17 protein-coding genes are annotated in these 19,036 nt (G+C 68.2%); 9 read left to right on the plus strand and 8 right to left on the minus strand.

Going from position 1 to position 19,036, the window contains the following annotated elements; translation table 11 throughout:
• Window positions 1–72 precede the first annotated feature (72 nt).
• The 4 genes from ACE3N6_RS10605 to ACE3N6_RS10620 form a co-directional block, all read right to left on the minus strand.
• A complete protein-coding gene (locus ACE3N6_RS10605; RefSeq protein WP_374245554.1) occupies window positions 73–1,089 on the minus strand; it encodes a Fe(3+) ABC transporter substrate-binding protein in 1,017 nt (338 codons plus the stop codon).
• A gap of 90 nt (window positions 1,090–1,179) precedes the next feature.
• On the minus strand, window positions 1,180–1,401 hold the full coding sequence (locus tag ACE3N6_RS10610; protein WP_374245556.1) for a 2-hydroxymuconate tautomerase family protein: 222 nt from the start codon (window positions 1,399–1,401) through the stop codon (window positions 1,180–1,182).
• A gap of 28 nt (window positions 1,402–1,429) precedes the next feature.
• Window positions 1,430–1,825, minus strand: a complete 396-nt coding sequence (locus tag ACE3N6_RS10615) for a 4-oxalocrotonate tautomerase family protein (RefSeq protein ID WP_374245558.1) — start codon at window positions 1,823–1,825, stop codon at window positions 1,430–1,432.
• Between the two features lie 35 nt (window positions 1,826–1,860).
• Window positions 1,861–3,048, minus strand: coding sequence for a YbfB/YjiJ family MFS transporter (locus ACE3N6_RS10620; protein WP_374245560.1), 1,188 nt, complete (start codon window positions 3,046–3,048; stop codon window positions 1,861–1,863).
• A 100-nt stretch (window positions 3,049–3,148) separates the two neighbouring features.
• Here ACE3N6_RS10620 and ACE3N6_RS10625 point away from each other — a divergent pair, with 100 nt between their 5' ends.
• Window positions 3,149–4,054 (plus strand): LysR substrate-binding domain-containing protein, encoded by a 906-nt coding sequence (locus ACE3N6_RS10625; RefSeq protein WP_374245562.1) that lies wholly within the window; start codon window positions 3,149–3,151, stop codon window positions 4,052–4,054.
• Entirely contained in the window at window positions 4,051–4,659 is a 609-nt protein-coding gene (locus ACE3N6_RS10630; RefSeq protein WP_374245564.1) for a DUF938 domain-containing protein, read from the plus strand. The genes ACE3N6_RS10625 and ACE3N6_RS10630 overlap by 4 nt, the downstream gene beginning before the upstream one ends.
• 4 nt (window positions 4,660–4,663) lie before the next feature.
• Here the strand turns inward: ACE3N6_RS10630 and ACE3N6_RS10635 are convergent, their stop codons facing one another.
• The 3 genes from ACE3N6_RS10635 to pyrF form a co-directional block, all read right to left on the minus strand.
• Window positions 4,664–5,188 (minus strand): hypothetical protein, encoded by a 525-nt coding sequence (locus ACE3N6_RS10635; RefSeq protein ID WP_374245566.1) that lies wholly within the window; start codon window positions 5,186–5,188, stop codon window positions 4,664–4,666.
• Between the two features lie 49 nt (window positions 5,189–5,237).
• Window positions 5,238–6,116: a transglutaminase family protein gene (locus ACE3N6_RS10640; protein ID WP_374245568.1), complete on the minus strand. Its 879-nt coding sequence runs from the start codon at window positions 6,114–6,116 to the stop codon at window positions 5,238–5,240.
• Window positions 6,117–6,295: 179 nt separating this feature from the next.
• The gene (gene pyrF, locus ACE3N6_RS10645; protein ID WP_374245570.1) at window positions 6,296–7,114 is read right to left on the minus strand and encodes an orotidine-5'-phosphate decarboxylase; all 819 of its coding nucleotides are present in this window, start codon (window positions 7,112–7,114) and stop codon (window positions 6,296–6,298) included.
• A 414-nt stretch (window positions 7,115–7,528) separates the two neighbouring features.
• Between pyrF and ACE3N6_RS10650 the strand changes: the two genes are divergently transcribed.
• The 3 genes from ACE3N6_RS10650 to parE all read left to right on the plus strand — a co-directional run bounded on the left by ACE3N6_RS10650 (window position 7,529) and on the right by parE (window position 11,442).
• Window positions 7,529–8,761 carry a porin gene (locus ACE3N6_RS10650; protein WP_374245572.1) on the plus strand — a complete coding sequence of 411 codons (1,233 nt, stop codon included), beginning with the start codon at window positions 7,529–7,531 and terminating at the stop codon, window positions 8,759–8,761.
• 139 nt (window positions 8,762–8,900) lie between these two features.
• Window positions 8,901–9,386, plus strand: coding sequence for a DUF302 domain-containing protein (locus tag ACE3N6_RS10655; RefSeq protein WP_374245574.1), 486 nt, complete (start codon window positions 8,901–8,903; stop codon window positions 9,384–9,386).
• A gap of 94 nt (window positions 9,387–9,480) precedes the next feature.
• Window positions 9,481–11,442, plus strand: a complete 1,962-nt coding sequence (parE, locus tag ACE3N6_RS10660; protein WP_374245575.1) for a DNA topoisomerase IV subunit B — start codon at window positions 9,481–9,483, stop codon at window positions 11,440–11,442.
• A gap of 274 nt (window positions 11,443–11,716) precedes the next feature.
• Here the strand turns inward: parE and ACE3N6_RS10665 are convergent, their stop codons facing one another.
• Window positions 11,717–12,868, minus strand: a complete 1,152-nt coding sequence (locus tag ACE3N6_RS10665) for a glycerophosphodiester phosphodiesterase (RefSeq protein WP_374245577.1) — start codon at window positions 12,866–12,868, stop codon at window positions 11,717–11,719.
• 384 nt (window positions 12,869–13,252) lie between these two features.
• Between ACE3N6_RS10665 and ACE3N6_RS10670 the strand changes: the two genes are divergently transcribed.
• The 4 genes from ACE3N6_RS10670 to ACE3N6_RS10685 form a co-directional block, all read left to right on the plus strand.
• Window positions 13,253–15,313 carry a carbon starvation CstA family protein gene (locus ACE3N6_RS10670; RefSeq protein ID WP_374245579.1) on the plus strand — a complete coding sequence of 687 codons (2,061 nt, stop codon included), beginning with the start codon at window positions 13,253–13,255 and terminating at the stop codon, window positions 15,311–15,313.
• 13 nt (window positions 15,314–15,326) lie between these two features.
• Window positions 15,327–15,530: a YbdD/YjiX family protein gene (locus ACE3N6_RS10675; protein ID WP_374245581.1), complete on the plus strand. Its 204-nt coding sequence runs from the start codon at window positions 15,327–15,329 to the stop codon at window positions 15,528–15,530.
• A 244-nt stretch (window positions 15,531–15,774) separates the two neighbouring features.
• Entirely contained in the window at window positions 15,775–16,074 is a 300-nt protein-coding gene (locus ACE3N6_RS10680; RefSeq protein ID WP_374245583.1) for a hypothetical protein, read from the plus strand.
• A 13-nt stretch (window positions 16,075–16,087) separates the two neighbouring features.
• Window positions 16,088–19,036: tetratricopeptide repeat protein (locus ACE3N6_RS10685; protein WP_374245585.1), on the plus strand; the 2,949-nt coding region annotated here is incomplete at its 3' end.

Here is a 19,036-nt window from a genome sequence, read left to right on the forward strand (position 1 = left end):
CCGCGCCGGCCGTCGAAATGCAGAACGCCCCGACATTGCGGGGCGTTCTTGCCTGGCGCGAAGGCGCCGCGATTACTTGTAGCCGGCCCGGTCGTAGATCATCTGGGCCTTCACCTGATACATCTCCAGTTGCTTCACCGGCAGGGTGTCGGCCTTGAACTTGCCCAGAGCGTCCAGCGCCTTGTTGCTCACCTTGACCGAATCGACCACCGGCCACTCGTTATTGCCGTCGGCGAAGTAGCGCTGGGCGTCGTCGGAGGCGAGGTATTCGAGGAACTTCACCGCCGCCTCCTTGTGGGGCGCGTGCTTCAGCACGCCGGCGCCGGATACGTTGATGTGGGTGCCGGTGCCGGCCTGGTTGGGCCACACCACGCCCACCCGCTCCATGGTCTTGACGTCTTCCGGCTTGGTCGAACGCATCATGCGGGCGATGTAGTAGGTGTTGGAGAGCGCCACCTGGCACTCGCCGGCCGCCACGGCCTTGATCTGGTCGGTGTCGCCGCCCTTGGGCGCGCGGGCAAAGTTGGCCACCATGCCGCGGGCCCACTCTTCGGCCTTGGCCTCGCCCTGGTGGGCGATCACCGAGGCGCCGAGGGACAGGTTGTAGGGGTGCGAGCCCGAGCGCGAGCACAGCTTGCCCTTGAGCGCCGGCTTGGCCAGGTCGTCGTAGTTGCGCACCTCGTCGGCCTTCACGCCCAGCTTGTTGTAGATGATGACCCGGGCGCGAGTCGAGAACGAGAACCAGTCGTCGGCGCGCAGGTGGGCCGGAATGCGCGACTCCAGCACCTTCGACTTCACCGGCACGAACAGCCCCAGCTCGTGGGCCTTGGCCAGCCGCGCGGCATCCACGGTGAGCAGGATGTCCGCCGGGCTGTTGGCGCCCTCGTTGCGGATGCGTTCGAGCAGCTCGTCTTCCTTGCCCTCGATGCGGTTGATGCGGATGCCGGTCTGCCTGGTGAAGTCGCTGTAGAGCGCTTCATCCGTCTGGTAATGCCGGGCCGAGTAAAGGTTAAGTTCCTTGTCGTCGGCCTGGGCGCCGAAGGCGATGCCGGCCAGAGCGGCGGCGAGCACGGTGGTCTTGCAGTTCATCGGTGAGACTCCGGAAAAGGCATGACGGAAAGTGGATGCCCCGAGTCTAACCAGCCTTCTCGAAAATGTAAATGCGACTGATTCTCAAACTCAGATTTCGCCCCGAGCCGCCTTTGCAGCAGCCCGCAGCGTCGTCACCGGTTCGCCGCCGACGCCCCAGTTGTCGGTTTCCACCTCGTCGACGATGACGAAGGTGGTCGCACGGTGCTTGCCCAGCACCGTCTCCAGGAGCCGGGTGGCGCCCTCGATGAGTTCGGCCTTCTGGGCGGCGGTGACGCCTTCGCGGGTGATGCGGATGTTGACGTAGGGCATGCGTGCTCTCCGGGTCGGGTGGGTGGGATCACAGCAGCTGGCTGCGGATGAAGCGGAATTCCTGGGTCTGGCCGGCGTAGCCCCAGGCGTCGGCGGGCGGCTCGTGGAGGGTGACGTAGCTGGCCGGATGCAGGCCGGGCAGCGCCGTCGCCAGCGCATCGAAGGCGGCGCGCACGAAGGCCGCCTTCTGGGCCTTGGTGTTGGTGCCCTCGGTGATGCGGATCTCCAGCACCGCGCCGGATTGGCCTTCGCCCAGCGCCGCGCCGCCCACGAACCAGCCGGCAGGCGGCAGCGGCTCCAGGGCGACCACCGTCAGCTCGCGCTGCTTGCCGAGCAGGTCGACGGTGATGCGGGTGAGCGTGGCGGCCAGATCGGCGGCGGCCACCGCAGCGGGCGAGGCGTAGGCGAGTTTCAGGTAAGGCATGGCGAGTCCTCCTATGGGTGTGAGGTGAAGAGCGATCAGCCCAGCCGCTCCCGGCGGCGGGACACTTCGAGCAGCAGCGCGCTCAGCACCAGCGCGGCGGCGGCCAGCAGCACGGGCAGCGCAAAGCCGGCGTCGCGCCCACGCAGCGCCACCAGCAGCGGCCCGGCGATCTGGCCGACGCCGTAGCAGGCGGTGATGAGCCCGATCCGGCGGGCGGTGAGGTGGGGGTCCGGCACCCGCGCCAGCCACTGGGCCAGCCCGGCGATCCCCATGAAGGTGCCCCCCAGCAGCGCGGCCCCGGCCAAGGCCGCCGGCACGCCGGTCGCCAGCACCGGCAGCGCCACGCCGACGGCCTGGATCAAGGTGGCGGCGATCAGCACCGGATACACCCCGCAGCGGAACGACAGCCGCACCCACAGGGCCGTGGCCGGCAGCGCCGCCAGCCCCACCGTCAGCCAGCCGGTGAGCGCCGCGTCGGCGGTGCCCGCCTGACTGCGCAGGATCGTCGGCAGAAAGGTGGCATTCACGATGTAGCCAAACCCGGCCAGCCCGTAGGCCGCTGCCAGCCAGCCCAATCCGGGCGCCGCGGCGGGCGCCACCGGCGCCGCGCCGGCCCCGCCCGCCCCACTCGCTTTGTGCCCCCGGGGCACCAGCACCGCGCCCACCGCCAGGGCGGCCAGCCCGGCCAGCAGGCCCAGCGCACGCCACCCGGCCAGGGCGCCGTCGCCCAGCCGCTGGGCCACCGTCGCCGACACCGCGATGCCGGCCCCCACGCCCATGTAGTGGAAGGCGCTCCAGCCCGCCGCGCCGGCGTCGGCCAGGCTGCGCAGCACGATCCCGGTGGCGTAGACGTACACCGCCGCGCTCGCCACGCCCGACACGAAACGCAGCGCACACCACCCGCCAAAGCCCAGGTCCACGCCCATCGCCAGGGTGGTGAGCACGCTGGCCGCGAGCCCCCCGGCCAGCCTGCGGGCCGGATCGGCCTTGCGGCTGAAGGCCGCCCACAGGGCGCCGGCCAGATAGCCCAGGTAGTTCATCGCCGCCATCAGCCCGGCGCCGTCGATGTCCAGCAGGCCCTCGTCCCGCATCCGCGGCAGCAGCGCGGTGAAGGCAAAGCGCCCGATGCCCATCGCCAGTAGCAGCGCCAGCAGGCCGGCGGCGGCGATGGCGGGCGGGCTGGACAGGACGGAGGGCCGGGGGGCGACGGTGCGGCGATCCATGGCGGGCTTTCGGGGAAGGAATGGGCGCAGCCTAACCGGGACAGATCAGCAACAAAAATGATTTAATAGGATCGACTTCATCACAAAAAGAGATGACCTCATGGATCTCGCCGATCTTCGCCTCTTCCGCGCCGTGGCCGAGGAAGGCAGCATCACCCGCGCCGCCCAGCGCCTGCACACGGTGCAGTCCAACGTCACCACCCGCCTGCGTCTGCTGGAGGAGAGCCTGGGCACGCCGCTGTTCGACCGCATCAACCGGCGGCTGGTCATCACCCCCGCCGGCAGCCTGCTGGAGCGCTACGCCGACCGCCTGCTCAAGCTGGCCGACGAGGCCCGCGACGCGGTGCGCAGCGCCGCCGCGCCCCAGGGGCTGCTGCGCCTGGGCTCGATGGAGACCACCGCCGCCACCCGCCTGCCGGCGGTGATCGCGGATTTCCGGCGCCACCACCCCCAGGTCGAGCTGCGCCTCGCCACCGCCCACACCGCCGGGCTGGTGCAGGACGTGCTGGCCCATCGCCTCGACGCCGCCCTCGTCGCCGGGCCGATCAACCACCCCGAGCTGGCGCAACTGCCGGCGATCCGCGAGGAGTTGGTGCTCATCAGCGCCGCCGACTGGGCGCCGATCGCCTCCAGCGCCGATCTGGTGGCCCGCGGGCCGGTGGAGCTGATTACCTTCCGCGAAGGCTGCAGCTATCGCCAGCGCCTGCTCGACTGGCTGTGGCGCGACGGGGTGCCCATCGCCAGCACCAGCAGCTTTGGCACCTTCGAGGCCATCGTGGGCTGCGTGGCGGCGGGGATGGGGGTGAGCCTGGTGCCGCGGGCCATCGTCGGCAAACCGCTCACCGGAGCCGCCGGCGTGTTGAAGGTGCACCCCCTGCCCGAGGACATGGCCTGGGTGACCACCGTGATGATCTGGCACAAGGCCCGCAGCCGGCAGCCGGCGCGGGAAGCCTTCGCCGCCAGGTTGACGGCGAAGCTCGGCCAGCCTGGTGCGTCGCTGCAATGATGGAGATCCAGCCCGAGAAACCCTGGTCGGCCGCCTGCGAACGCAACCGGGCGCCGATCCTGACGGTGCTGCGCAGCCACTTTGCCGACCGCCGCCGGGTGCTGGAGCTGGGCGCCGGCACCGGCCAACACGCGGTGCACTTTGCCGCCGCCCTGCCCCACCTCGTCTGGCAGACCAGCGACCGGCCGACCCACCTGGCCGGCATCCGGCTGTGGCTGGACGAGGCGGGCCTGCCCAACACCCCGCCGCCGCTGGCGCTGGACGTGACCCGGCCGTGGCCGGCGACGGGCTTCGATGCGGCCTTCTCGGCCAACACCCTGCACATCCTGGGCTGGCCGGAGGTGGAAGCCCTCTTCGCCGGGCTCGACACCGCCCTCGCCGCCGACGCGCGGCTGGCGATCTATGGGCCGTTCAATTACGGGGGAAAGTTCTCCAGCGACAGCAACGCCGCCTTCGATGCCGCGCTGCGGGCCGACGACCCGAAGCGCGGCATCCGCGATTTCGAGGCCGTGGACGCGCTCGCCCGGGCGCGGGGCTTTACGCTGTTGGAGGACCGCGCGATGCCCGCCAACAACCGCTGCGCGGTGTGGCGGCGCGGCCCCTGAGGGATCAGGCCCGGTTGAGCCCGAGCAGCCCCATCGGGCCGTTGGAGGTGTTGAGCACCACCGAACCGATGCCGCCGCCCTGCTGTTGCTGCACGCCGTAGATGGTGAGCGCGCCGGTGTCGAAGGCGAACACGTCGCTGCCCACCTTCACCAGTAGCTTGGCGGCGTTGGGGAACCAGGCGTAGGCCATGTCGTTCTGGCTGCCCGAGGTGGACGGGTAGCCCAGCTCGGCCGGCCACCAGTTGGGGTTGGCCGCAAAGCCGCCGCCGAAGGCCGGCGCGGCCTGCTGCACCGGCTCGCGGTGCTGGGACAGCTCGGCCAGCAGCGCGCCCACGCGCCACTTGAGCCCTTCGTTGAACATGTCGCCGATCATCATCATGCCGCCGCTCATCCACTGGCCCATGCCGCCCAGTTCGGGGTGGCAGAACTGGGCCTGGCTGAAGCCGCCGGCCTGCAGGGCGGCGTAGGCGGCGCGGCCGGCGTCCCCGCTGAAACCGTGGCGGGCGGCGATGTCGTCGATGGTGGTCATGGCTTGCTCCTCTCGGAAGGTTTGAATCGGGTGGGGTGGCTGCGGGCGTTCAGGCAACCGGCGGGCCGTCGTCGGTGGACAAGGCGTCGGGCCGGTGGCGCGGCAGTTCGGCGCCGGCAAAGCTGTCCTCGATGGCGACGATGGCGATGTGGGGCGGCTCGGCCTGCACCCCGCCGAAGATCGTCGCGTAGGACACGTCGGCCGCGTCGCGCCCGACCCCGAAGCGCATCAGCCCCATCGGGATCGCGGTGCCGGAGGGGTCGAACAGATACCAGCGGTCCTCCAGGTAGACTTCCACGTAGGCGTGAAAATCGCTCGGCCCCAGGGCCGGGTCGGCACCGTAGTCGATCCCGGTGGCGAAGCGGGCCGGCATGTTGAGCGCCCGGCACAGGGCGATCATCAGGTGGGCAAAATCGCGGCACACGCCAACCCGGTCGTGGAGCGTGTCGAGCGCCGACGTGCTGGCGTTGGTGGTGGCGGACTTGAAGCGCACGTGGTTCGCCACCCAGTCGCAGATCGCCCGCACCCGCCCGTAGCCGGTGGGCAGATGGCCGAACTCCCGCAGGGCCAGGTCGAAGAGGCGGTCGGACTGGCAGTAGCGGCTGGGGTAGAGATAGGTGAGCACCTCGGGCGGCAGGCGCGACACCGGCTGCTCGCCGATCAGCGCCGGCACGCCGAGGTGATGCTGAACCTCGACCGTGGCGCTGTAGCGCAGACGCAGCGGGCCGGGTTCGGCCTTCAGGCGCATGTAGCGGTTGCCGGTGGCGGCGTCGGTGTGCACCTGGGGCAGCAGGAACTGGCCGATCTCCATCATCTCCGTCACCACCCGCTGGCGGCGGGTGTGGGCGGCGTGGATGTTGAAGATGAAGTCGCAGCCCGGCGCGGCCACCGCGTACTTCAACTCCACCGAAAACTTCAGCCTGACCATGGGCGTTCCAAAGGGGCCTGCTTCGGCGCGGGATTGCGCCTGTCTCAGCAGCAAAAAAAGCCGACGCCGGCGCCGACGGAAGGTCGGCACCGGCGCAAGGCCCTTCATCCTACTCTGCGGCGCTGCAACATGACAGGTTTTCTGCCCGGCGCGGTGGTCGTCGGCCGGGCGCCGACGCCTCAGCGACGGTACAGATTCACCTCGTCGCGGGTGGCCAGGGCCACCTGACGGGCCGCCGCGGCAAAATCCTCGCCCTTGCCGGCGTACAGGATGGCCCGCGACGAGGAGATCATCAGCCCCGTGCCGGCGGCGCTGCGGCCGGCCTTGACGGTGGCCTCCACGTCGCCGCCCTGGGCGCCGATGCCCGGCACCAGCAGCGGCAGATCGCCCACGATGGCGCGCACGTCGGCAAGCTCCTGGGGGAAGGTGGCGCCCACCACCAGCGCGTTCTGGCCGTGGGTGTTCCACTTGCCGGCCACCAGCTCGGCCACGTGCTGGTAGAGCTTGCGGCCGCCGGCGATCTCGAGGTTCTGCAGATCGGAGCCGCCCGGGTTGGAGGTGCGGCACAGCACGATCAGGCCCTTGTCGGCAAATTCGAGGTAGGGCTCGACCGAGTCGAAGCCCATGTAGGGGTTGACGGTGAGCGCGTCGGCCTGGAAGCGCTCGAAGGCCTCGCGGGCGTACTGCTGGGCGGTGGCGCCGATGTCGCCGCGCTTGGCGTCGAGCACCACCGGCACCTGCGGGTGCGTGGCGTGGATGTGGGCGATCAGATCCTGCAACTGGTCTTCGGCGCGGGCGGCGGCGAAGTAGGCGATCTGCGGCTTGAAGGCGCAGGCCAGGTCGGCGGTGGCATCGACGATGCCCTTGCAGAAGGCCAGCACCGCGTCCGGGCGATCCTTCAGGTGGGCCGGAAAGCGGGCAATGTCCGGGTCGAGCCCGACGCACAGCAGGGAGTCGTGACGCTGCCAGGCGGCAGCCAGCTTGGAACGGAAATCCATGGGGAGACGGGCCGCGCACGGCCGGGCAGTTGAAGGTCGGCGCCGATTTTACCAGCCCTTGGCACCCCGCCGCCCGCTGTGCAAAACGGCACATGTTGCGCTACAGCATGCTCCACCCCGTTTCAGCGGCTGCGGGGCAATTGTTCAGGAAATGAACACCGGATTGCCCGGCTTTACCCGGGCATTTTTCCCGGCAATGTAAATTTTCCTTTTCCGATCATAAGCTTGATCTATTTCTTCGGTGTCTGGCCTTCGGGCTGGCACAGCACTCGCAATGTTTAGCGCGCTCCGTAACGGCGTGTTTCAAGGCGCGATCGACGCTGGAATGCGACAACGGGAGGAGCGGAGCACAAGCGCAGGGCCGTTGCCGTTGCGCGGGTGAAATCAAACAGAAAATTCCGGAGACAAAAGATCATGAAGAAGTCCCTGCTGGCTCAGTCCGTCGCCCTTGCCTGCCTTGCCGCTGCCGCCGGTGGCGCTCACGCCGTGAGCTTCACCCAGAACGATGTGACCCTCGACATCAACGGCACCATCAACGGTTTCTACGTCAACCGCGAATCCAAGACCACCGTCGCCGGCGGTCCCGAGACCAAGACCCAGAACAGCGCCCTCACCAACGGCCTGCTGCCGGGCTGGATCAACTTCGTGGTGACCACCAAGGCCGCCGACCAGGACATCAAGGCGCACTTCAGCTTTGCCCCGGGTATCAACGACTCCTCCTCCGTGGTTGGCCTGCCCTCTACCGTCGGCACCGGTGCCGGCGCCGTGCCGGGCGCCTCCAGCCCGTACAGCCAGATCGACGTGCGTAACGTGTACTTCCAGTTCGGCAACAACGACTGGGGCACCCTGAAGTTCGGCCGCGACATCGGCCTGTTCGGTCAGAACATCATCCTGTCCGACATGACCCTGCTGGGTGTGGGCGGCACCTCCAACGCCGGCATCCCGTTCAACACCACCTTCGGCATGATCGGCCACGGTTACATGTACACCGGCTTCCAGGCCCAGATCACCTACACCACCCCCAACTTCGACGGCCTGCAGGCTTCGGCCGGCATCTTCCAGCCCAGCTCCTTCGCCGGCGACCAGACCAAGACCCCGGGCTTCCAGGCCAAGGTGGACTACGACTGGAAGGGCATGGCGCCGGGCAAGGTCTGGGGCGGCCTGATCACCCAGAGCACCAGCTGCTCCAAGGGCTCCGTGTGCGACGGCACCGGCACCAACCCGGACAAGTCCTTCACCGCCTCCGGCTACGAAGTCGGTGCCAAGGCCAGCATGAACAACTTCGGCGCCGTGGCCTACGCCTTCACCGGCAAGGGCCTGGGCCTGTCCACCGTGGGCGCCCAGTTCTTCGGCGGCTCCGACGGCCTTGGCAACAAGACCGACTCCAAGGGCTACTTCCTGCAGGGCACCTACCAGTACAACAAGACCAAGTTCGGCATCAACTTCGGCCAGAACAAGGACAACGACGGCATCCTGGGCGCCGGCAACGAGCGCAAGAACAAGGCCTACACCCTGGGCGTCTATCACAGCCTGAACAAGTTCGTGACCCTGGTGGGCGAACTGAACCAGGAAAAGATCACCAGCACCGTGGACGACAGCGAAACCAAGAACCGCACCCTGTCCGCCGGCGCGATCCTGTTCTTCTAAACAACCCGATCGGATGGACGGGCCGCCACAAGGCCCGCCATCGAAACCGTCTCTTGCTGTGTTCTCCCTCCTTCTGGCGCCCCCGTGGCGCCATCTTTTTTTGTATCGTCCGGTCTTCGCCCCTGCCCCGGAGCCGTCCATGCCGCGCCCCCTGCTCACCGCCCTCGCCGCCCTCGCCTTTCTGGTCACCAGCCCGGCCGCCACGGCCGACGACATCCGCGAGCAGCGCATCGCCCCCAGCCGCTACGCCGACGCCCGCGAGGCGCTGGTGGATGCCATCGAGGCCGAAGGGCTGATGCCCTCCCCGCCCAGCGTCTTCGGCGACATGCTGGCCCGCACCGGCCCGGCCCTGGGCGAAGACAAGCCCGTCTATGCCCAGGCCGAGGTGCTCCACTTCTGCAGCGCCCGCATCGCCTGGCAGATGGCGAAGGAGAACCCCCTCAACGTGGCCCAGTGCCCCCTGTCGATGGCGATCTTCACCCTGCCCGGCGAGCCCGCCACGGTGTACCTGGCCTGGCGCGGCGCGCTGGGCGACAGCCCCGGCGCCCGGGCCGCCAACGCCCTGCTGGCCCGCATCGCCCGCCAGACCGCCGACAACGCCGGACGCGCCGGCATCGACCACTGAGCGCCCGGCCGGCGCCACGACGCCTCGCCCGAACGCCCAGCGCGCGGTATAGTCCGCACCGCTTCGAAAACCCCACCGGATTCACGCCTCAAGCATGACCCAGAAAACCTACACCGCCGAATCGATCACCGTCCTCAAGGGCCTCGAACCCGTCAAGCAGCGGCCGGGGATGTACACCCGCACCGAGAACCCCCTGCACGTGATCCAGGAAGTCATCGACAACGCCGCCGACGAGGCCATGGCCGGCTTCTGCCGCAAGATCGGCGTGACCCTGCACCTCGACGGCTCGGTGAGCGTTTCCGACGACGGCCGCGGCATTCCGGTCGAGATCCACCCGGTCGAGGGCGTGTCGACGGTCGAGGTGGTGTTCACCCGCCTTCACGCCGGCGGCAAGTTCAACAAGACCGACGACGACTCGGCCTACCGCTTCTCCGGCGGTCTGCACGGGGTGGGCGTGTCGGTCACCAACGCCCTGTCGCACCGGCTGGAGGTGGACGTGGTGCGCGACGGCGGGCGGCACCGGCTGGTGTTCTCGGGCGGCGACGTGATCGAACCCCTGGCCCGCCTGGGCGACGCGCCCAAGAAGCAGAGCGGCACCACCGTGCGCGCCTGGCCCGACGCCAAGTACTTCGACGCCCCCGACCTGCCCCGCGCCGAACTCGAGCGCCTGCTGCGCTCCAAGGCCGTGCTGATGCCGGGCCTGGAAGTGAGCCTCGCCATCGAAGGCGGCGACACCCGCACCTGGCTGTTCGAGGAAGGCATGCGCGGCTACCTGGGCGAAGCCCTTTCCGACGAGCCGCTGATCCCCCTGTTCTCCGGCGAGAAGTTCGCCCCCAAGGGCGACGAAACGTTTGCCGCCGGCGAAGGCGCCGCGTGGGCCGTGGCGTGGACGCTGGAAGGCGCCCCGGTGCGCGAATCCTACGTGAACCTCATCCCCACCCCCGCCGGCGGCACCCACGAGGCTGGCCTGCGGGACGGCATCTTCACCGCCATCAAGAACTTCATCGATCACCACGCCCTGCTGCCCAAGGGCGTCAAGCTCACCGCCGACGACGCCTTCGGCCGTGCCTCCTTCCTGCTCTCCGCCCGGGTGCTCGACCCGAGCTTCCAGGGCCAGACCAAGGAGCGCCTCAACAGCCGCGACGCGGTGCAGCTGGTGTCGCGCATGGTGCGCGACCCCTTCGAGCTGTGGCTCAACGAGCACGTGGATTACGGCAAGAAGCTCGCCGAGCTGGCCATCAAGGCCGCCCAGGCCCGCGCCCGCGCCGCGCAGAAGGTGGAAAAGCGCAAGTCGTCCGGCGTGGCCGTGCTGCCGGGCAAGCTCTCGGATTGCGAATCCGAGGACATCGAGCGCAACGAACTCTTCCTGGTGGAGGGCGACTCCGCCGGCGGCAGCGCCAAGATGGCCCGCGACAAGGACACCCAGGCCATCCTCCCGCTGCGCGGCAAGGTGCAGAACGCCTGGGAGGTGGACCGGGAGCGCCTCTTCGCCAACGCCGAAATCCACGACATCGCGGTGGCCCTGGGCGTCGACGCCCACACCCAGGATTCCGAGCCCGATCTCTCCGAGCTGCGCTACGGCAAGGTCATCATCATGTCCGACGCCGACGTGGATGGCTCCCACATCCAGACCCTGCTCCTCACCCTGTTCTTCCGCCACTTCCCCAAGCTCATCGAGCGCGGCCACATCTACGTGGCCCAGCCGCCGCTGTACCGCCTCGACGTGCCCGCCTCCGGCAAGAAGCGCCCGCCGCGCCGCCTCTACGCCCTGGACGACCAGGAGCTGGCCTCGCTCCGCGATCGCCTGGGCCACGAAGGCGTCAAGCCCGAACACATCGAGGTGGGCCGATTCAAGGGCCTGGGCGAGATGAACCCCGAACAGCTCCGCGAGACCACCATGGACCCGGCCACCCGCCGGGTGCTGCCGGTGCACGTGCGCGGCGGCGCCTTCGAGGAAACCCAGCGCATGTTCACCCTGCTGATGGGCAAGGGCGAAGCCTCCGGCCGCCGCGCCTGGATGGAAGAGAAAGGCGATTCGGTCGAAGCCGACGTTTGATGCCCCGCCGCCGCCCATGCGTGGGTCTCCGGCACTCATCGATGAGTGATTTTTGCTCATGCATGAGTTCGCGAGACTCACCGATGGGTGAAATCCGCTCATCGATGAATGGCCGCGACCCACGCATGGGCAGCTGTTGCTCATGCGTGGGTCGCGGGCGGTCACGGGTGAGTGGCGGTTGCTCAGGGGTGAGTGTCCGTCACCCATCGATGAGCGGAATTTGCCCATCGATGGCTTGCCGCAACCCATCGGTGGGCTCAAGCCTGCCTGGCGTTCAGCGGATGCCGCTGACCGCCGCCACGCCGGTGGCCGGGAAGTCGGTGAACACTCCGTCGATGCCCAGACGCATGTAGTACTGCATCTCGGCCTTGGGGTCGGCGAAGCCGTAGCCGCTGGCGTCATCCCGGAAGGTCCAGGTGTGCACCAGCAGGCCCTTGCGGTGGGCCAGCTCGATCACCCCGGTGCTCCCGTCCACCCGGCGGTCGTTGATGGTGAGCGTGCCGTCGCCGGTGCGCTCCACGCCGTCGTTCACCGTCTTCACCAGATAGGGCTTCCACGGCCCCACCGCGTCGGCGTAGGTCTTCACGAAGTCCAGCCCGGTGGCGGTGAGCAGATCGGCAAAGCTGCGGGCGTCGTTCTTCACCACGAAATCGTAGGGCTTGTGGTAGGGCGCCACCAGCGACAGGCTGCCGTCGTTGTTCACGTCGTCGGCGTCGATCAGCTGCACCAGCCTGATGTCGGTTTTCGTGTTGAGGTATTGCAGGTTGCTCACCTCGAAGGACTGGATGAACACCGGCGCGCTGGCCACGTTGCCATAGGCGGCGTGCAGGGTGGCCAGCAGCTTGTCCTCGAACACGTTGGCGCCAAAGCGCACCTCGTCGGCGTGGAAGGTGGAGTGCTTGATCTCCGGGTAGATGCCCACCGTGCGCCCCAGGCGGGCGCCTTCCGACTTGGCCAGGGCGATCACCTCGTCCAGGGTGGGGATGCCGAACAGCCCGTTGTACACCTGCGACCGGCCCGCGCGGGCCTGCACCGCCCGCAGGGTGCGGATCTCGGCCAGGGTGAAGTCGCTGGCAAAGTAGGCCGTGGTGGGCACGCCGTCCACGTTGCGGGTGCTCATGCGCGACGCCGGAAACTTGGTCGCCACGTCGGTGGTGCCATCGAGCATGGGCTCGTGGCGGGCGATCATCGCGCCGTCCTTGGTCAGCACCAGATCGGGCTCGATGAAGTCGGCGCCCTGGTCGATGGCCGCCTTGTAGGATTCGAGGGTGTGCTCGGGGAAGGTGCCCGAGGCTCCCCGGTGGCCGATCACCAGCGGCGCGGCACCGGAGAGGGTCTTGAACGCCGGCTGGCTGTCGTCGTCGCTGCCGCCGCAGGCCTGAAGAAAGGCGAGGGACAGCAGCGGAATCAGGGCTTTGATCTTCATCGTGGGGCTTCCGTGGGGTTGGGGTGGAGGGAGCAGGGAGCGTGCAGAAAGAAGGGAGACGCGCCTTAGCCTAGCCGCCCGCGGTTAAGGGGGCGTGACGGCGCGCCACCCCGCACCGGCGCCGCCGGCTCCGGGCGATTCGCTGATCTGGGTCAACCCCAGGTCAATGATGTGTAAAACCCTGATTGACCATACGGCTCCGTATGGAAAAATGCCCGCGGGCTGAGTTCGCGGTCGGGCCGCGGCCTCAGGCTCCAGCGGGTAGAGCCCCGACCCCGCGTTAGATCCAGTGCAGCTCCCCGCGCCGCGTCGCCCCGAACTGTTGCTTCATCTTTCCTGCAGGCCGGGCCTTTCCGCTTTCGCCAACAAGAAAAGAGGAAAGCCATGAACGCCATCCAGCGTCACCTGGGATGGGGCGCCGTCGCCATCCTGGGCGCGGTCGCCACCGCCATCGTCGCGCTCAATCACGGAGAATCCATCAACGCCCTGTGGCTGGTCATCGCCGCGGTGTGCTGCTATCTCATCGCCTACCGCTACTACAGCCTGTTCATCGCCGAGAAGGTGATGGAACTCGACCCCACCCGCATGACCCCCGCCCTGCGTCACAACGACGGGCTGGACTACGTCCCCACCAACAAATACGTGCTGTTCGGCCACCACTTTGCCGCCATCGCCGGCGCCGGCCCGCTGGTGGGCCCGGTGCTCGCCGCCCAGATGGGCTACCTGCCGGGCATGCTGTGGATCCTCGCCGGCGTGGTGTTTGCCGGCGCGGTGCAGGATTTCATGGTGCTGTTCATCTCCACCCGCCGCGACGGCCGTTCGCTGGGCGATCTGGTCAAGTCCGAGCTGGGCGCCGTGCCCGGCGTGATCGCCCTGTTCGGCACCTTCATGATCATGGTCATCATCCTCGCGGTGCTGGCGCTGATCGTGGTGAAGGCCCTGGCCGAATCGCCGTGGGGCATGTTCACCGTGGCCGCCACCATCCCCATCGCGCTCCTGATGGGCGTGTATAGCCGCTACCTCCGCCCGGGCCGCATCGGCGAGATGTCGGTGATCGGCTTCGTGCTGCTGATGGCCTCCATCGTCTACGGCGGCGACATTGCCGCCAGCCCCACCTGGGGCCCGCTGTTCACCTTCGACGGCAAGCAGCTCACCTGGCTCCTGATCGGCTACGGCTTCGTCGCCTCGGTGCTGCCGGTGTGGCTGCTGCTGGCGCCGCGGGATTACCTCTCCACCTTCCTCAAGATCGGCACCATCGTCGGCCTCGCCATCGGCATCGCCATCGTCGCCCCCACCCTGCAGATGCCGGCGCTCACCAAGTTCATCGACGGCACCGGCCCGGTGTGGTCCGGCAGCCTGTTCCCCTTCCTGTTCATCACCATCGCCTGCGGCGCGGTGTCCGGCTTCCACGCGCTGATCTCGTCGGGCACCACGCCCAAGCTGCTGGATAACGAAAAGAACGCCCGCTTCATCGGCTACGGCGGCATGCTCATGGAGTCCTTCGTGGCGATCATGGCGCTGGTGGCGGCATCGGTGATCGAACCGGGCGTGTACTTTGCGATGAACAGCCCGGCCGCCGTGATCGGCAAGACCGCCGAAAGCGCAGCCCAGGCCATCGGCCAGTGGGGCTTCACGGTCACCCCCGAAATGCTGCTCCAGACCGCCCAGGACGTGGGCGAGAAGACCATCATCTCCCGCGCCGGCGGTGCCCCGACGCTGGCCGTCGGCATGGCCCACATCCTCTCCAACGCCCTCGGTGGCAAGGCCATGATGGCCTTCTGGTATCACTTCGCGATCCTCTTCGAGGCGCTGTTCATCCTCACCGCCGTGGACGCCGGCACCCGCGCCGGGCGCTTCATGCTGCAGGATCTGCTGGGCACCTTCGTGCCGTCGATGCGCAAGATGGATTCCATCTTCGCCAGCCTCGTCGCCACCGCCCTGTGCGTGGCCGCGTGGGGCTACTTCCTGTACCAGGGCGTGGTCGACCCGCTGGGCGGCATCAACACCCTGTGGCCGCTGTTCGGCATCGCCAACCAGATGCTCGCCGGCGTGGCGCTCACCCTCGCCACCGTGGTGCTGTTCAAGATGAAGCGCCAGCGCTTTGCGTGGGTCACCGCCGCGCCCACCGCGTGGCTGCTGGTGTGCACCCTCACCGCCGGCTGGCAGAAGGTCTTCCACGACAACCCGAAGATCGGCTTCCTGGCCAACGCCCACAAGTACGAAGGCGGCATCGCCCGCGGCGAAGTGCTGGCCCCGGCCAAGTCGCTGGAGCAGATGCACCAGATCGTCACCAACAACTACGTGGACGCGGCGCTGGCGGGCCTCTTCATGCTGCTGGTGGTGAGCATCCTCGCCTACGCGATTCCGGCCTGCTTCCGCGCCCTGGGCAACAGCAAGCCGACGGCGGTGGAAACCCCCTTCGAGCCGATGCCGGCCAGCAGCTGAAGGAAGCCGGCAGATGTTTGGCGACCTCGCCCGCATGGGCAAATACCTCGGCCAGGCCGCCCGCCTGATGGTGGGCGTGCCCGACTACGACACCTACGTCCAGCACATGCGCCTCACCCACCCCGACCAGCCAGTGATGACCTACGAAGCCTTCTTCCGGGAACGTCAGGAGGCGCGGTACGGGGGCGCCGACGGGCGGCCGGGGCGGTGTTGCTGACCCAAGCAGCTGAACGCACTCGCGCTTCATCGATCGGCCGGGCAATGCCCCGGCCGTTTTTTTGCGGGCAGTTTTCCATCGAAGGCCGGACGTTATCGACGCGCCAACCGGCGCATGCCAAGCCGCCGCACCGAAGACAAACCCAGCTCGCCAAGGCGACGCTTGAACCCGCCCCTGCCTGTACGCTTGTGTAGCCCCCCACCTCGCCATAAAATTTGTCAATCAATGACGGAGGCAAGCCACCATGACTGATTCGATCACCAACCCGACGCCTGACGGCCTTGCCAACCAGCCCAGCCTCGATCTGGCCAATCTTGCCGAGATCGCCCGATGGCTGGCCGAGATTCTCGCCTCCGGCATTGTCGGCAACATGGCTTACGACGTGCTCAAGAATCTCCGCAGCCGCTACGGCGCCCGCCGGGTAGACGATCTCAAGGCGCGGGTGCTGGACGAAATGCGCCGCGTCAAGCGCAAGCCCGGCGTGAGTGATGCCGACCTGCAACTGCGGGTCGATCGCCTGTTCGCCGACCACGACACCCCCTGAGCCGGGAGCCTCCATGCAACCCTTCGAAACCGCCGAGGCCTACCCGGTCTATTTGTCCGCAACCCTCTCGGCCAGCGAGAACCGCCGCAAGATTCACCTTATCCTTCGCGATGCGGCCGGCGCCCACGGATCCGGCGTGCTCGATCTCGATATCCACGCCGAACAAACGCTGCCGGGCCACACGATCAGTTGGGCAGGTTTTCTGGACGACTACCGGACTAACCGTAGCGGCACGGGCGATCAGCTGGCCTTCGGTCAAGCGCTGCTGGGGGCCCTGTTGAAAGCCGATGCGACCCTCGGTCAAGCTTGGGCGGCCATTCTCGCCAGGGCTGCCGGGCGTCCGCTGAGCCTCATCGTCAGCTTCGGATCGCAGACCGAAGCCTTCGCCCAACTCCCCCTTGAACTCCTCCACGACCAAGGCCAGTTTCTGTTCGCCCGGCCCCGCGCCGCGCTCACCCGCTGTTTCGAGTACGAACCCGCGGCCGACTTCTGCCTCTCAGCTCCCGCCCGCATCCTCTTCGCGTGGGCACGGCCCGAGGGCGCTGGCTACTGTTTCGACCCCAGCCCCCATGAAGACCTGTTACGGGATGGGTTCGGCGACCGCCTCACCGTGCTACACGATGCCAGCCTCGGCAGCCTCAAAGCGGCCTTGCAGGCTGCTGCCGACCAACACCAACCCTTTGCGCTGCTCCATCTGCTCGCCCACGGCGGGCATGACGGTTTGTCTGGCCTCATTGCCCTCAACGGCCCTGATGGCCAAGCCGACTGGGTAGAAGCCGGGCAGCTGGGGCAAGCGATCCGCGGGCTGGGCGTGCAGCTCGCCTTTTTGTGCTCGTGTCAGAGCGGCATTACCGGCGAGGTCAGCCTCTCCGGCGTGGCCCAGCAATTGTTGTCGCCCGCCGGGGGCAACCTGAACGTGGTGATTGCCACCCAGGCCAACCTGCCGGTGGCCCGCAGCGCAGAGCTCGCCGCGGGCTTTTATCACCAACTCATCGCCAAAGCCGGTATCAGCCCCGGCCAAGCCCTCGCCAGCGCTCGCGCGCGGGCCTACGAAGGTACCCCGCTACGGGACGCCTGGAGCATTCCCATCTGCCTCGCCCGCCCCTGGCTGCTGCCGCAAGATGCCGCGGCACGGGCCCGCGACCACGCTGCCCGCAATACGCTGCCGCCCACACGCGACAGCTTTCAACCGCGCCCCGAGATCATGGCGCAGATTCGTGCGGGCCTCGCCGCGCATCGCCTGGTTTCCCTCGTGGGCCTGCCCGGTATCGGCAAGACCGAACTCGGCAAGGAATGCGCTCGCGACTATGGGGCTGCTCACCCAGAGCGGCGAATCGTCTATCAAACCATCAACCGTGGCCTCGCCCCCGGTGCCCTGCGCGGCTTGATTGCCACCAGCCTGGGGCACGCCAGCGTGCCGGAAAGCGACGCCGGCCTCGGCCGCCTGCTCGATGCGCAGCCCACCCTGCTGGTGATCGACAACGCCGAAGACATGATGGCAAGCAGCGAGGCCCAGACCGCCTTCGCCCGCCAGATCGACCAATGGCTCTCCAATGCCTCGGCTTTGCAACTGCTCCTCACAACCCGCTGGGCGGTGGGCGAGACACAAGCGGTTCGCGAGCTGCCCATCGACATTCCGCCCATGAGCCGCGCCGAAACCGATACGCTGCTCACGGCCGAGCTTGCCCTGGGCGCAGTGCAGACGGCCGAAATCCGCGCCGCCTGGGCCGCAGACCCAGCCTGGCAGCGACTGCTGGATTTTCTCGACGGTCACCCCCGTTCGGTGTGGCTGGTGTCGCGCCACTTCGACGGCCCGCGGGCCAGCCTGAGCAAAGTGGTGGAACGCCTCGAGAAAGCCCGCGCCGATGCGGTGGTCGACCCGGCCCTCATCGGCCGAAAAGACGCCCATGCCATTCTGAGCGACGCCGACGCCCAACGCATGCGCAGCCTCGTGGCCAGCATCGATTTCTCTTTCGACGTGGTGGCCGAACGCCATCCCCAGGCCGCCGCCGCATTCTTGCAGCTGGCGGCGTTTCCCGGCGGCGTGCCCGAATCCGTGGCCATCGCCACCCTCGCCGCCAACATCGACGCCACGCCCTGGCAACGGGAAGCCCTCGCCACCGACAGCCTGGACCAGCTCTACCGCTACCACCTGCTGGAATGGCAAGGCAGCCGCACCCACTATCCCATGCCCCTGCAGTGGTACGCCGAGCACAAGGCCCGGGGTGCAACCCGCCTGAGCCCTGCCGCCCGGCAGGCCGCCCTTGTCGCCTACGCCGACTACGTGGACACCCTCAACGCCGGTCTGGTTGGCGACCAGTCGCCCACCTGGGTGGCCGACTGGCTCAAGGAAGAGCGCACTTTGCTCAGCCTCGCCCGCCCACCCGCCCCTGTTGAAACCCCTGCCACCGGCCCGTCTGCCCTCGCCCGAATCGCTGGCACGGCCCGCAACCTGATGATGATGTCGCAACGTCTTGGAGTCTGGCAGCAACTCACCGAAGCCGGGCTGGACGATGCCCGCGCCCACCACGATGCCCACGGCGAGGCCAACACCCTTCAAGCCCTCGGCGACCTCCACCGGCGAAACGATCGCCTCGACGACGCCCGCCAAGCCTATCAAAAGGCCCTCGATCTCTACCGCGCCGTCGAGGATCGACTCGGCGAGGCCAACACCCTCAGAGCCCTCGGCGACCTCCACCTGCGAAACGCGCGCCTCGACGACGCCCGCCAAGCCTATCAAAAGGCCCTCGAACTCTTCCGCGCCGTCGAGGATCGACTCGGCGAGGCCAACACCCTGAAAGCCCTCGGCGACCTCCACCGGCGAAACGATCGCCTCGACGACGCCCGCCAAGCCTATCAAAAGGCCCTCGAACTCTACCGCGCCGTCGACGCTCGACTCGGCGAGGCCAACACCCTGAAAGCCCTCGGCGACCTCCACCGGCGAAACGCGCGCCTCGACGAC

The organism is Zoogloea sp. (assembly GCF_041904905.1).
Taxonomy (GTDB): domain Bacteria; phylum Pseudomonadota; class Gammaproteobacteria; order Burkholderiales; family Rhodocyclaceae; genus Zoogloea.